Annotated in this window: 14 protein-coding genes; 6 read left to right on the forward strand and 8 right to left on the reverse strand. The window is 71.0% G+C overall.

Annotated features, from left to right (window positions below):
- Positions 1-22 precede the first annotated feature (22 nt).
- Positions 23-616, reverse strand: coding sequence for a TetR/AcrR family transcriptional regulator (locus tag AC5YDA_RS00230; RefSeq protein ID WP_496187876.1), 594 nt, complete (start codon positions 614-616; stop codon positions 23-25).
- Between the two features lie 70 nt (positions 617-686).
- On the opposite strand from AC5YDA_RS00230, the gene AC5YDA_RS00235 reads away from it, so the two are divergent.
- Entirely contained in the window at positions 687-1,889 is a 1,203-nt protein-coding gene (locus tag AC5YDA_RS00235; RefSeq protein WP_496192700.1) for an alpha-amylase family glycosyl hydrolase, read from the forward strand.
- Positions 1,890-1,937: 48 nt separating this feature from the next.
- On the opposite strand, the gene AC5YDA_RS00240 is transcribed toward AC5YDA_RS00235, so the two are convergent.
- Both AC5YDA_RS00240 and AC5YDA_RS00245 read right to left on the reverse strand, forming a co-directional pair.
- The gene (locus AC5YDA_RS00240) at positions 1,938-3,317 is read right to left on the reverse strand and encodes a glycine--tRNA ligase (protein WP_496187878.1); all 1,380 of its coding nucleotides are present in this window, start codon (positions 3,315-3,317) and stop codon (positions 1,938-1,940) included.
- Between the two features lie 112 nt (positions 3,318-3,429).
- Entirely contained in the window at positions 3,430-3,738 is a 309-nt protein-coding gene (locus AC5YDA_RS00245; protein ID WP_496187879.1) for an antibiotic biosynthesis monooxygenase family protein, read from the reverse strand.
- A 58-nt stretch (positions 3,739-3,796) separates the two neighbouring features.
- Between AC5YDA_RS00245 and AC5YDA_RS00250 the strand changes: the two genes are divergently transcribed.
- The gene (locus tag AC5YDA_RS00250; RefSeq protein WP_496187880.1) at positions 3,797-4,207 is read left to right on the forward strand and encodes a Fur family transcriptional regulator; all 411 of its coding nucleotides are present in this window, start codon (positions 3,797-3,799) and stop codon (positions 4,205-4,207) included.
- A 7-nt stretch (positions 4,208-4,214) separates the two neighbouring features.
- Positions 4,215-4,955 carry a DNA repair protein RecO gene (gene recO, locus AC5YDA_RS00255; protein WP_496187881.1) on the forward strand — a complete coding sequence of 247 codons (741 nt, stop codon included), beginning with the start codon at positions 4,215-4,217 and terminating at the stop codon, positions 4,953-4,955.
- Between the two features lie 16 nt (positions 4,956-4,971).
- On the opposite strand, the gene AC5YDA_RS00260 is transcribed toward recO, so the two are convergent.
- Genes AC5YDA_RS00260 through larC form a run of 4 tightly spaced genes read right to left on the reverse strand, consistent with a single transcriptional unit; the run spans position 4,972 to position 8,714 of the window.
- Positions 4,972-5,826, reverse strand: a complete 855-nt coding sequence (locus tag AC5YDA_RS00260) for a GerMN domain-containing protein (protein WP_496187882.1) — start codon at positions 5,824-5,826, stop codon at positions 4,972-4,974.
- 14 nt (positions 5,827-5,840) lie between these two features.
- Entirely contained in the window at positions 5,841-6,506 is a 666-nt protein-coding gene (gene larB / locus AC5YDA_RS00265; protein WP_496187883.1) for a nickel pincer cofactor biosynthesis protein LarB, read from the reverse strand.
- Complete coding sequence (gene larE / locus AC5YDA_RS00270; protein WP_496187884.1) at positions 6,499-7,350, reverse strand: ATP-dependent sacrificial sulfur transferase LarE; 852 nt, start codon at positions 7,348-7,350, stop codon at positions 6,499-6,501. Before larE ends, larB begins: the two co-directional genes overlap by 8 nt.
- Positions 7,351-7,361: 11 nt before the next feature.
- Positions 7,362-8,714: a nickel pincer cofactor biosynthesis protein LarC gene (gene larC, locus AC5YDA_RS00275; RefSeq protein ID WP_496187885.1), complete on the reverse strand. Its 1,353-nt coding sequence runs from the start codon at positions 8,712-8,714 to the stop codon at positions 7,362-7,364.
- A 41-nt stretch (positions 8,715-8,755) separates the two neighbouring features.
- Between larC and AC5YDA_RS00280 the strand changes: the two genes are divergently transcribed.
- On the forward strand, positions 8,756-9,532 hold the full coding sequence (locus AC5YDA_RS00280; RefSeq protein ID WP_496187886.1) for an isoprenyl transferase: 777 nt from the start codon (positions 8,756-8,758) through the stop codon (positions 9,530-9,532).
- Positions 9,533-9,593: 61 nt separating this feature from the next.
- Here the strand turns inward: AC5YDA_RS00280 and AC5YDA_RS00285 are convergent, their stop codons facing one another.
- Positions 9,594-11,036 (reverse strand): CitMHS family transporter, encoded by a 1,443-nt coding sequence (locus AC5YDA_RS00285; protein WP_496187887.1) that lies wholly within the window; start codon positions 11,034-11,036, stop codon positions 9,594-9,596.
- 164 nt (positions 11,037-11,200) lie between these two features.
- On the opposite strand from AC5YDA_RS00285, the gene AC5YDA_RS00290 reads away from it, so the two are divergent.
- Entirely contained in the window at positions 11,201-12,856 is a 1,656-nt protein-coding gene (locus AC5YDA_RS00290; RefSeq protein ID WP_496187888.1) for a sensor histidine kinase, read from the forward strand.
- A 3-nt stretch (positions 12,857-12,859) separates the two neighbouring features.
- Positions 12,860-13,528 carry a response regulator gene (locus AC5YDA_RS00295; protein ID WP_496187889.1) on the forward strand — a complete coding sequence of 223 codons (669 nt, stop codon included), beginning with the start codon at positions 12,860-12,862 and terminating at the stop codon, positions 13,526-13,528.
- The last annotated feature ends 1 nt before the right edge of the window (position 13,529 follow it).

Consider the following 13,529-nt stretch of genomic DNA (forward strand, 5'->3'; position numbering starts at 1 on the left):
TCTACACAAAATGCAGCACGGGTCAGCGGCGCCAGTCCCCGAGCGCTCCCTGGAGCGCGCCGAGCGCCGCCTCGACCAACGCGTGCCGATCATCATCCGGGGATCCGTCCGACGCCCACGCCTGGCCCACGGCGTCGAGAAAGCCGAGGAATCCGAGCAACGCGAAGCGGTCCCGGGCGGCGCCTGTCGGTTGGAGCACGGAGGCGAGGAACTCGCGGTCGTTCGCGCGTGCGCGCTCCCGTACCCCCGCTGCCGCAGCCGGTTCCTCGCTGGGGAGGGTGGCCGTCGGCCGGGCGGCCAGGTGATCGAGGTGCGCGAGCGCCCATGTCCGCACCCGGTCGCGCGCGGAAGTGTTCGGGGGCAGTGCTGCGTCAGCCTCGGCCTGACGCGTGGCCAGCGCGGCCAAGTCGTCCTCCAGCACGGCGGCGTACAGGCCCTCCTTGGACCCGAAGTAGTGGAACACGATGGCCGGGGAGCCACCCGAGGCCCGTGCCACGTCGGGGACCGCAACCTCGGAGTAGGACGCCGAGGCGAAGGCCTGGCGCGCCGCCGCGAGGATGGCGGCCCGGCGCTCCTGCGGGCCAAGACGTCGTCTGCGGATCGGGTCGGTTGCCACAGCATTGCATCCTAGCCTTCATTGAGTTACCGTCAATAGTGTTATTGAGTCACCCTCAACAAGGAGCGCCATGAGCCTGGCCGACCATGCGATCTGGTACCACCTCTATCCGCTGGGAGCACTCGGTGCGCCCGTGCACGAGCGGACGGACGTGGTCACCCACCGGCTCCCCGCGCTGGAACCATGGCTGAACCATGCCGTGGGGCTCGGCTGCTCCGGCCTGCTGCTGGGGCCCATCTTCTCGTCCGTCTCGCACGGTTACGACACCCTGGACCACCACACGATCGACCCCCGCTTGGGAGACGACGCCGACTTCGACCGCCTCGTCCAGGCGTGTCGCGATCGGGGGCTGAGCCTGGTGCTGGACGGCGTGTTCAACCATGTGAGCACCCAGCACGGCCTCGTGGGGGAGGACTCCCCCATGCTGCGTCGCTCGAACGGCTTCCTCTACACATGGGAGGGCCACGACAATCTGGTCGAACTCGACCACACCCGCGAGGACGTCGCCGACTGGATCACCGGCATCATGCTCCACTGGCTCCGTCGCGGCATCAGCGGCTGGCGCCTCGACGTCGCCTACGCCGTGTCCCCCGAGTTCTGGCGCAAGGTGATCGGACGCGTGCGTCACGAGTTCCCGGAGGCGCTGTTCCTCGGCGAGGTCATCCATGGCGACCACGCCGCCATCGCGGACGCCGGCACGCTCGACTCGGTCACCGCCTACGAACTGTGGAAGGCCACCTGGAGCTCCATCAAGGACGCCAACTTCTGGGAACTGGCCCACGCGCTCGAGCGTCACGACGCCTACTCGGCGAACCACATCCTGAACACCTTCGTCGGCAACCACGACGTCGATCGGGTCGCGTCGCTGGTGGGCCCGGAGGGAGCCGTTCTCGCGGCGTCCGTGCTGTTCACCGTTCCCGGGATGCCGAGCGTGTACTACGGCGACGAGCAGGGCTTCATGGGGGTGCGCGGCACCGGGGACCACGCCGACGACGCGGTGCGTCCTCCCCTGCCGACCTCCCCGTCCGATCTGCTGCCGGACGGCGCCTGGCTGCAGCAGGTGTACACGGATCTGATCGGGTTCCGCCGGCGGCACTCGTGGTTGTCCCGAGCGCGGGTCACGGTGACGGCCAAGGCCAACGAGTGGATCGAGTACGCCTCCTCCGACGACGGCGAACGCGTCGATGTCCGGCTCGACCTGAGCCCCACCCCGCGGGTCTCCGTGCGGGCCTCGGACGGCGAGACGTGGGAGTGGACGGGCGGCACCCACTGACCGAATGCCCCCGAGTCGGACTCGGGGGCATTCTCACGTCGTGCCGGTTCAGCAGCCGATCAGGCGGGCACCCAGGTAGCTGACGACCTGGTCGAGCGGGATGCGCTCCTGGGCCATGGAGTCACGCTCGCGGATGGTGACCGCGCCGTCCTCGAGGGTGTCGAAGTCGACGGTCACGCAGTACGGGGTGCCGATCTCGTCCTGGCGGCGGTAGCGGCGGCCGATCGCCTGGGCGTCGTCGAACTCGACGTTCCAGTACTTCCGCAGCTCCGCGGCCAGGTCCTTGGCCTTGGGCGAGAGGCTCTCGTTGCGGGACAGCGGCAGCACGGCGACCTTGACCGGCGAGAGGCGCGGGTCGAGCTTGAGGACGGTGCGCGTGTCGGTGCCGCCCTTCGCGTTCGGCACCTCCTCCTCGGTGTAGGCCTCGACGAGGAACGCCATGAGCGAGCGGGTCAGGCCCGCGGCCGGCTCGATCACGTACGGCAGGTACCGGCGGTTCTGGGCCTGGTCGAAGTAGCTGAGGTCCTGACCGGAGTGCTCGGAGTGAGTCCCGAGGTCGAAGTCCGTGCGGTTCGCGACGCCCTCGAGCTCGCCCCAGCCGTCGCCACCGGTGAAGCCGAAGTCGTACTCGATGTCGACGGTGCGCTTCGAGTAGTGGGACAGCTTCTCCTGCGGGTGCTCGTACAGGCGCAGGTGCTCGGGGTTGATCCCCAGGTCGACGTACCACGCGTGGCGGGCATCGATCCAGTGCTGGTGCCATTCCTCGTCCGTGCCCGGCTCGACGAAGAACTCCATCTCCATCTGCTCGAACTCGCGGGTGCGGAAGATGAAGTTGCCGGGCGTGATCTCGTTGCGGAAGCTCTTGCCGACCTGGCCGATGCCGAAGGGCACCTTCATCCGGCTGGTCGTCTGGACGTTCGCGAAGTTCACGAAGATGCCCTGCGCCGTCTCCGGGCGGAGGTAGTGCAGGCCGGACTCGTCCTCGATGACGCCCAGGTAGGTCTTGAGCATCATGTTGAAGTCGCGCGGCTCGGTGAACTGACCGAGGTTGCCGCACTCGGGGCAGTTGATCTCGTGCAGGCCCTCGGGAGCGCGGCCCTTCTTGAACTCGAAGGCCTCCTCGAGTTGGTCCGCCCGGAAGCGCTTGTGGCAGCTCATGCACTCGGTCAGCGGGTCGGAGAACACCCCGACGTGACCCGACGCGACCCAGACCTGCCGGGGCAGGATGATCGAGGAGTCCAGGCCCACCACGTCGGAACGGCTCTGGACGACCGCCTTCCACCACTGGCGCTTGATGTTCTCCTTGAGTTCCACGCCGTAGGGGCCGTAGTCCCACGCCGCTCGGGTACCGCCATAGATCTCGCCACACGGATACACGAAGCCGCGACGCTTCGTGAGGCTGATGACGTTGTCGAGCTTGCTGGCCATGTGACCTGTGCCTCCTTGTCGGCTGGGGGTGCCCGGCCGGCATCCCCATGTGCGGGGCAACCCTATCCGTCCCCACCGACACCGCGGAAAACCGTTCCGCCGGAGTCCCCCGTCAGCGCGTGCGCGGGATGTTGTCCCCGACCGCGTCGGGCGCGTCGTAAGCGGACGGCTCGTCGATCGCCTCGCTCATGAGCGTCACCAAGACCATCTTGGCCTCGTAGCCGTTGTAGGCCCGCCGGTAGGATCCGACGTTCTCCCACGTGGTCTGGATGGCCCACAGGTCGGGCTCATCGAGGTTGCGCACGAGATCGGCCGAGAGGTTGCCCGGACGGGTCCGGAAGAACGACGCGGCAGCCTCGGCGCGTTCCACGAATGAGGTCTCGGTGTCCGGTGGGACGCGGAACCGGCTGAAGGCGAGCATGCGGCTCAGGGTAGTGGGCCGCGGGTAGGCTGGGACGGACGAGGAGGAACGAACCGACATGACCACCACACCCCAGCGACGCACGCGCCAACGCGTCACGATCGCCGAGGTCCTGGGTGCGCTCGAGGAGTTCCGGACGGCCCAGGACATCCACGACCTCCTGCGCCGTCGCGGCGATGCGGTCGGCCTGGCGACGGTGTACCGGACCCTCCAGTCCATGGCCGAGGCCGGCGAGGTCGACGTCGTCCGCCTCCCCGACGGGCAGGCGTCCTACCGCGCCTGCGGCGAGGCCACCCACGACCACCACCACCACCTCATCTGCCGCAGCTGCGGGCGGGCGGTCGAGGTGGAGTTCGCCGGGGTGGAGGAACTCATCACCAAGCTGGCGAAGCAGCACGGGTTCACGGGCGTGGACCACTCCATCGAACTGCACGGGCTGTGCGCGGACTGCACGGCGACCGGCGCCTGACTCCGCCATGCCCACCTACCGTGACGAGGGGGTCGTCCTCCGCACCCACAAGCTGGGCGAGGCCGACCGCATCATCACGGTGCTGTCCCGCCGCCACGGCAAGGTGCGAGCGGTCGCACGCGGCGTCCGACGCACGTCCAGCAAGTTCGGCGCCCGGCTCGAGCCGTTCAGCCACGTCGACCTGCAGTTCGCCACGGGCCGCACGCTGGACGTGATCACCGAGGCCGTCACCCTGCACGCGTGGTCCGAGCCGCTGTGCACGGACTATCCGCGCTACACCGTCGGCCAGGTGATGCTGGAGACCGCCGACCGGCTGGTCAGCGTCGAGAACGAGCCGTCGCTGCAACAGTACCAACTGCTCGCCGGCGCGCTGCACGCGCTGTGCGTCGGGACGTCCGACGGCCCCCGTCCGTCCACGCTCATCATGGATTCCTACCTGCTGCGCGCCGTCGCCACCGCGGGGTTCGCCCCCAGCCTCGAGGACTGTGCCTCCTGTGGCACGGCCGGCCCGCACCAGGCCTTCTCCCCGTCGGTCGGCGGCTTGGTGTGCCCGCGCTGCCGCCCACCGGGGACGCCGCAGGTCCGGCCGGAGGCTCTCAGGCTCCTGTCCGCCCTGATCTCGGGCGATTGGCCGGCAACGCGCGACGCGGATGACCAGGTGCAGCGTCAGGCGTCCGGGTTGATCGCGGCGTTCGTGACCTGGCACCTGGAGCGCGGCCTGCGCACGATCGACCACGTGGCGCGCTGATCGCCCAGGAGCGGGGTCAGGCCTCGACGACGAACGTGCGGGTGTCCGTGTCGGGGCGGTACCCCTCACCGTCGCCGATGGCGTCCCCCGTCACCTCGATCTCGTAGGTGCCGGGCAGGAGGTCGACCTCGACCGTGTAGGGGGCGAACGGCGTGGATCCGGTGAGGGTCTCCCGGCCCTCGGCGATGGTGGCGCCCGCCCCGTCTCGGACGACCCACAGCACGCTTCCGTCGGCGAACGCCGACTCGCCGGCGATCTTGACCGGCGAGCGCAGCACTTCCCCCTCCGCCGGCGCGTCGATGGACACGTGCACACGAACGCCCAGCGGGTCCTCGCGGCCACGCGGGGTGTCCCACCGAGTGACTCCCCACAGCTCCCCGGGCGGCTCCCCCTCGATGGTGAGGGCGACCAAGCTGTCCGCACCGGTCTGCTCGGTGACCGTCCAGACGAGTTGGTCGATCGCGGCCAGGGCACGGCCGGAGCCGAACTTGCTGCTGCGCAGCGCGTCGGCCGACAGGTCGACGGTCGTGACGTCGCCACTGGTCGTGACCGACAGGACGCGGGTCTCGTGCGACCAGCCGCTCCGGTAGTCCGGGTCGATCGGGCCCTGGATCATCACCTCCAGGGCACCCCGCAGGGGGTCCGCCTGGGGAACCTGCCGCAGTTCACGCCCCAGCCGGAGCCCATTGTTCGATTCGCGTGGGTGGTAGACCAACACCGCGACCATCGGGACGCCAGGGGGGTCGGTCGTGACCACGGTCGGGCTCGCTACGGGGCTGGTGTCCCCAAGCCGGGGCGGGGTGATCGCGCACCCGGCCAGCGCCATCGCCCCTGCCAGGACCGCGGCTGCGAAGCGGACTGCAGTGCGCATGGGGCCTCCCTGCGTCAGGCTCGGGGCGCCGCGATCTGGGCGGCGAGGTGTCCCCCACCGTAGCCGTTGTCGATGTTCACCACACCCACGCCGGGCGCACAGGCGTTCAGCATGGTCAACAGGGGGGCCAACCCTCCGAACGCCGCGCCGTACCCCACGGAGGTGGGGACGGCCACCACCGGACAGGACACCAGGCCGGCGATGAGGCCCGGCAGTGCACCGTCCATGCCCGCGACGACCACGATCGCGCCGGCCTGCCGGAGCAGGTCGACCTTGGCCAACGTCCGGTGGACACCGGCGATGCCCACGTCGACGACGAGCTCGGCACGACGGCCGAGGTGGCGGGCGGTGAGCAGGGCCTCGCGTGCCACGGGCAGGTCGGACGTGCCCGCGCAGGCGACCACGACGAGTTCCCCGGTCGGTGCGGGCATCCGCGGCGGCCACACCAGCAGGCGGGCGACCGGGTCGTGGAAGACCTCCGGGAGCGCCTCCTTGATGGCGGCGGCGCGTGCCTCGTCCGCGCGCGTGAAGATCGTGACCACGTCGGGACGCTCCCCCACCCGCTGGGCGATCGCCCGGCACTGGTCGGGCGACTTGCCCTCGCAATAGACGGCTTCGGGGAACCCGCCCCGGCGGACGCCCCGGTCGAGGTCGAGGTCGGCGATGTCGTCGTCAGCCATGACGGCGCAGCACCTGCAGGGTGAAGGCTCCGGACTGCAGGCCGGCGAGGTCGAGGGCGACGTACCCGAACCCGGCGGCGCGGACATCGGCCAGCACGGCCTCGCGGACACCGTCCTCGGCGAAGCGGGCGAGGTCGGTGACCGGCACCTCGATCCGGGCGATGTCGCCATGGTGCCGGACGCGGGCGTCGCCGAACCCGTGGCGGCGCAGCGCCGACTCGGCGTCGTCGACCTGGCGGAGCTTCTCGGGGGTGACCTCCTGCCCGTGGGGGATGCGGGAGGCCAGACAGGGTGCAGCGGGCTTGTCGGCGACCGACAACCCGAGCGCACGGGCCAGTTCGCGCACGCGCGGCTTGGTCAGCCCGGCGTCGGCGAGGGGACGCAGCACGGCGTGGTCGGTGGCCGCTCGCGCACCCGGCCGGTCGATCCGGACCGCGTCATCGGCGTTCTCGCCATAGGCGACCGCCTCGAGGCCCAGTTCCGCGACCAACTGCTGGTCGATGACCGTGAACATCTCGTCCTTGCAGTGGAAGCAACGGTCGGCACCATTGGCGCGGTAGTCCGGGTTCTGGTCCTCGTGGGTCTCGAACTCGACGAGTTCGGCGTCCATCTCGGCGACCGTCCGGCGCGCGAGGGTCAGCTCATCGGCGGCCAGCGAGGAGGACACGGCCAGCAGCCCGACCGCGTTCTCCCGGCCCAGGGCCGCCGTCGCCACGGCCAGCAGGACAGCCGAGTCGACACCCCCCGAGTAGGCGACGCCGAGGCGTCCGGTTCGGGGCAGGCGCTCGGCCACAGCGAGCGCATCCGCACGCTCGGCAACGGGCAGGTCGGCGAAGAGTGTCACGGGGCGTGAGTCTAGTCGCGACGCGCGAGCCGCTTCCCGGGGACCAGACCGGACGCCACCGCCGCGGCCTGCGCGCGCAGCGCCACGTCGGCCTCGGTCAGGGCCAGCGCCCGGGCGGCCTGGACGACCGACGAGAACTCCGGGGTCGCGTGCAGGACGACGCCGGCGCGGGACCCGACCTTGACCTGGACCGACCTCCCGAGGACGTCGACCTCCACCCACGTGCGGTCGAGCACCGTCCGCGTGACGCTCGATTCCCGGACGCCGAGGGTCGTGGTGTGCGCCAGCATGGCGTCGACGACCGCGTCGTGGGCGGCCCCGTCCGCCAACGCGTGCAGCGTGAACGCCGGACGCCCCTTCTTCATCTGGATCGGGACGAGCCAGGCGTCCACGGCACCGGCGGCCAGGACCGCGTCCAGGACCCCGGGCCACAGGCGGGGGTCCAGGTCGTCCACATTGGCGCGCAGTTCGGCGAGCTCGGTGGCCGGCCGGTCCGGCCCGGAGCCAGCCCTCCCCTCGTCCGAAGTCTCACCCAGCACCACCCGGACGACATTGGGCCACCCGGAGAACTCCTTGCCTCCTGCGCCGATCCCGACCGCCGAGACCACCATCCCGGGCAGCGGTTCGCACGTGTCCGCGAGCGCCCGCACCAAGGCCATGCCGGTGGGCGTGGCGAGTTCCCCGACGGCGCGCGGGGTCGTCGGGACGGCCGGGCCATCGTGGTGGGCGTGGTCGTGCGCGTGGGCGTGGTCGTGCGCGTGGGCGTGGTCGTGGGCGTGGGCGTGGTCGTCCTGGCCCCCGGCCCCGTCCGTCGCCGGTGTCGGATGGACCTGCCACCCGATGCTCAACTCGGCCACAGCCGGCACCGGCACCGGAATGTCGCCGTGGGCAGCCCTGATGCGTCCCGAGCCCAACCGCACCGGGGACGCCGACACGGAGGTCACACCGAGGCCGCGCAAGGCCTCGCAGGTCCCGACGATGTCGGCGACGGAGTCCAGCGCGCCCACCTCGTGGAAGTGCACCAGGTCTGGATCGAGGCCGTGGACGCGCCCCTCGGCGTCCGCCAGGCCGCCGAAGGCAGCGAGGGCCCACACCTTGGTCTCCTGCGCCAGGTCGGCCTGGACGAGGACGGAGCGGATCGACGACCACGTCCGGTGTGGCGGGTCGTCGACCAGGACGCGCACGCGCGCCTTGGTCGCCCGCTGGCCGCCGCGAGTGACGGGCTCCATCTCGAGACGCACCGACCCGGGAGCGACGGCGTCGATGGCCGCCTGGACCGGCCCGGGGTCGGCGCCCGCGTCCAGGAGTGCCCCGAGGAGCATGTCGCCGGCTACCCCGGCCGAGATGTCGAACCACGCATGCATGGCTGCCATTGTGGCCGACTGCGGGGTACTAGGGTCACGGTGTGAGCCCGATCCCGCCGAGACCGCACCCCAGCGGAGCACGCCCGCCCGCGATCCCGAAGAAGTTCGTCCCGAACCACGTGGCCATCGTCATGGACGGCAACGGGCGCTGGGCCAAGCAGCGCAACCTGCCCCGCACGGACGGCCACGCGCGTGGTGAGGCGTCGCTGCTGGACGTCCTCCACGGCGCCGTCGAGATCGGTGTCAGGTACGTCAGCGCGTACGCGTTCTCCACCGAGAACTGGAAGCGCTCCCCCGACGAGGTGCGTTGGCTGATGGGCTTCAACCGCGACGTCATCCGCCGCCGCCGGGACGAACTCAACGACCTCGGCGTGCGGATCATCTGGGCCGGGCGAGAGCCCCGGCTGTGGAGGTCGGTGATCAACGAACTCCGCGCCGCCGAGCAGGAGAGCCGGAACAACACGACGCTCACCCTCCAGTTCTGCGTCAACTATGGGGGACGCGCCGAGATCGTGGATGCCGTGCGTGCCCTGGCCGCGGACGCCCGCGCCGGACGCGTCGACCCCGACCGCATCACCGAGAAGTCCATCAGCGGCCGGCTCTACGCCCCTGAGGTGCCCGACGTGGACCTGTTCATCCGGTCCTCGGGCGAGCAGCGCACGAGCAACTTCCTGCTCTGGCAGTCCGCCTACGCCGAGATGGTGTTCCTGGACCGGCTGTGGCCCGACTTCGACCGCCGCGACCTGTGGCATGCCATCGAGCTGTACGCGCAACGCGATCGCCGCTACGGCGGGGCGGTCCCCAACGAGGTCTCCTGACCGACGGACGATGGCCCGGACCTCGCCGCACGAGGCCCGGGCCGACCCTGGCGCGAACGGCCTACAGCCGGACCCCGCCGAACACAGCCATGGCCACGACGAAGATCACGAAGGTCCCCGTGGCCCAGAACGCGGACTTGCGCTGCCAGGTGCCCATGTCGACGCCCGTCAGGTGCAGGAGCAGGTAGATGAACCCGACCAGCGGGGACAGCAGGTGGAACGCTTGCCCGGCCGTCGAGGCCACCCCGATCTCCATCGCGCTGAAACCGTAACCTGCTCCGGTCTGGGCGAGGATGGGCAGCACCCCGAGGTAGAACGCGTCGTTGCTGAGCAGGAAGGTGCCCGGGGCCGACGCGATGGCGGTCACGAGGGCCCAGTGGCTGCCCAGAGACGTGGGCACCACGTTGGCGAGCCACTGGCCCATCGCCTCGGACATGCCTGAGCCGTTGAGGATGCCCATGAAGATGCCGGCGGCGAGCACCATCGTGATGACGTGCATGGCGTTCGCGCCGTGCTCCTCGATGATCTTGCGCTGGTCCTTCAGGCGGGGGTAATTCGCGATCAGGGCGATGGCGAAGGCCACCTCGAAGATGATCGAGGCGTGCACCTTGGGGATGGCCCCCATGCCGCCGAAGACGAGGAACGTCATGGTGAGCACGGTCAGGGCCAAGTTGAACCACAGCAGGCCCGGACGCTTGAGCGTCGGGTCGGCACCGGGGACGGCGCCGGCCGCGTCGTGGTGCACGGCCTCCAAGACGCCCACGCCGCCCGCCGACGCTTCGGAGGCCGACCCGGAACCCACACCCGCACCGGCCACCGCGGCGGTGGCGTGGCCACCGCGCGAGCCGCCCAGGACCATGGTGTGGAGTTCCTCGTCCGAGATGGTCACGATGCCGAGGCGCTTGCGCTCGGCGAGGCCGCGGATGACCGACACCACGACGACCCACGCCACCGCGATGATCATGCCGGGCAGAATGCGCCGCAGTAGTTCGCCGGAGTCCAGGTCGAGCGCGGCGATGATGCGCGCGGTCGGGCCCCCCCAGGGCAACAGGTTCATGATCGAGTTGGCCAGGATGACGAGGACGGCCAAGTCCATCATCTTCATGTTCAGCCGCTTGTACACGGGGATCAGGGCCGAGCAGACGATCATCGTCGTGGTCGACCCGTCCCCGTCGATCGAGACGACCGACGCCAGGAGCGCGGTGCCCACCAGCACCTTCAGCGGGTCGCCCTTGACCACGCGCAGGATGAGGTTGACCAGCGGTTCGAACAGGCCAGCGGTGATCATGAGCCCGAAGTACAGGATGGCGAACAGCAGCATGGCGACGGTCGGCGCAACGCCCTTGATCCCGTCCAGCGAGAAGCCGGCGATCTTGTCCGGGAAACCGGCGACCAGACCGATGGCGATGGGTGAGACGACCAGCGCCGTGAACGGCGTCGCCCTCTTGGTCATGATCAGCACCATGAAGCTGACCACGATGAGCAGGCCCCACAAGGCAAGCATCAGCATTCTCCTTTGAATCATGGACGGCGCCAGAGGCGCCTCGAGGGACCATATGGTCGTGTGGGAGGCGGGCGTAACCCTTTTATGCACACCTCCCACAAGCCGCGTAGTACCCGTTGTGCGCATTCTGCGCAGAAGGCGCTGGACCGGCGTACGCTGCCGCCATGCCGGCTCCGACCCTGCCCCGCACGCGACGTCCCGCGCCGTGGCGGGTGCGGATCATGGTCACCGTCCTGGGCCTGGTGACCCTGGTCGTGGTGACCTCCCTCGCGATCACGCTGTGGGCCGCCCGGGCGGGAAACGAGGAGCAGGGCGAGCAACGCGCCTTGGCGATCGCGCGGTCGGCGGCCTCCGACCCCCGGTACGCCGCGTGGGTCACGGCCGGCCCACCGGACACCGCGGGCCCGACCCAGACGGCCGCCGAGGAACTGCGCCGCCGGACCGAGGCGCTCTACGTCGTGATCACCGACGACGCCGGGATCCGCTACAGCCACCCCGAGGCCTCGCTCATCGGCGAGCGCGTCAGCACCGATCCCACAGTGCCGCTGGCGGGAGGCGAGGTCATCGCGATCGAGCGCGGGACGCTGGGCCTGTCGGCGCGGGGCAAGGTGCCGCTGCTGGACGCCGAGGGGCGCATCGTCGGCACCGTGTCGGTGGGGATCGCCCTGAGCGAGGTCGACCGGCTCCAGCAGCGCGCCACCCTCCTGATCGCCGGGATCGGGGTGGGTGCGCTCGTCGTCAGCCTGGTGGGCGTCTGGCTGCTGTCGCGTCAGGTGGGACGCGCCACCCACGGGCTGGAGCCCGACGAGATGGCCGACCTGCTACGGGAGCACGCAGCCGTCCTCGGGGGCGCCCTCGACGGCGTCGTCGCCGTGGACGCCGGCGGCCGGGTGCGCCTGGCGAACGACGCCGCCCGGCGCTACACCGGCGCTGAGTTCCGGGTCGGCCAGCCAGTGGAGGAGACCGGGCTCCCGCCTGCGGTCGTCGATCTCCTGCGCGAGCCCTCCGCTCCGGGTGGGGAGGGGGGCCTCGTCGTGGTGGGCGACCATCTCCTCCAAGTGAAGCGGGCCAACGTCGAACGGGAAGGGCGCAACCTCGGTGCGGTGGCCATCCTGAGCGACCGCACCGACCTCGACGGCCTCGCCCGCGAACTCGAGGCGACCCGCGCGCTCACGGACGCGCTGAGGGCCCAGGCCCACGAGTACACCAACCGGCTCCATGCCCTCTCGGGCATGCTCCAGCTCGGCCACCACGAGGACGCCCTGGAGTACCTGCACAACCTGACGGGCGCGGCGGCCTGGGCCCACGGGGTCGCCGACCCCTACCTGGAGGGCATCCTCGCCGCCAAGACGGCGGCGGCGTCGGAGCACGGCGTCGACCTGCGCATCAGCGACGCGACGTGGGTCGCGGGTCGCCTCTCCCGGCCCCTCGACGCCGTCACGGTCGTGGGCAACCTGGTGGACAACGCGACGCGCGCTGCCGCGGCCGGCCAGCGGCGACCGGCGTGGGTTGAGGTGTCCCTGCTGTCGGACACCGAGGACCTCCTCGTCCACGTGGCGGACAGCGGCGACGGCGTCCCGCCGGGCCGGGAGGACGCGGTGTTCGCTGGCGGCTGGACCACGAAGATCGAGGACGGGTCGGCCCACGGCATCGGCCTCGCCCTCGCCCGCGTGGTCGCGCGGCGGCACGGCGGCGACGTGGAACTCCTGCACGGCCGCGGCACAGGGCACGGCGCCGTGTTCGCCGCCAGGCTGCCGGGCGCGATGGACCGCGACCCCCGGCGCCATCCCCGCACCTCCCCGTCGGCAGAAGGGCGTTGAACCGTGACCAGGATCCTGCGCGTGCTCGTGGTGGACGACGACTTCAGGGTCGCGGCCGTCCACGCCGGCGCACTCGAACGCCTGCCCTGGTGCGAGGTCGTCGGCACCGCCACCACGCTGGCACAGGCGCGGCAGCGCCTGACCGACGGACCGGTCGACCTCGTCCTCGCCGACCAGTACCTCCCCGACGGCAGCGGCGTGGACCTCATCGGCGCGGCGGACGCGTCGGTGATCCTCGTGACTGCCGACGACGCCCTCGACACGGTGCGTCGGGCGCTGGTGCGGGGGGTCGTCGGCTACATGCTCAAGCCCTTCCCCATGCAGTCGCTGGTGGAGCGTGTTGCGGCGTATGCCCGGTTCCGCGACCAAGTGGAGGCCACCACGTCGCCGGACCAGGCCGCCGTGGACGCTCTGCTGGGCCAACTGCGCCACCGGCCGTCGCGCACGAGCGTGCCGAAGGGCCGGTCGTCGGTGACGGCCACCTCCGTGTCACGTCTGCTGCGCGACAGCCCGGACCCGCTGACGGCCGTCGCCGTGGCGGACGCCCTCGGCGTCTCCCGGGCAACGGCCCAGCGCTACCTGTCCGACCTCGTCGCAGAGGGGTCCGTCACCCTGTCGCTGCGCTACGGGACGACGGGGCGTCCCGAGCACAGCTACCAGTGGGCCGGCTGAC

The organism is Propioniciclava sp. LT294 (genome assembly GCF_059516005.1).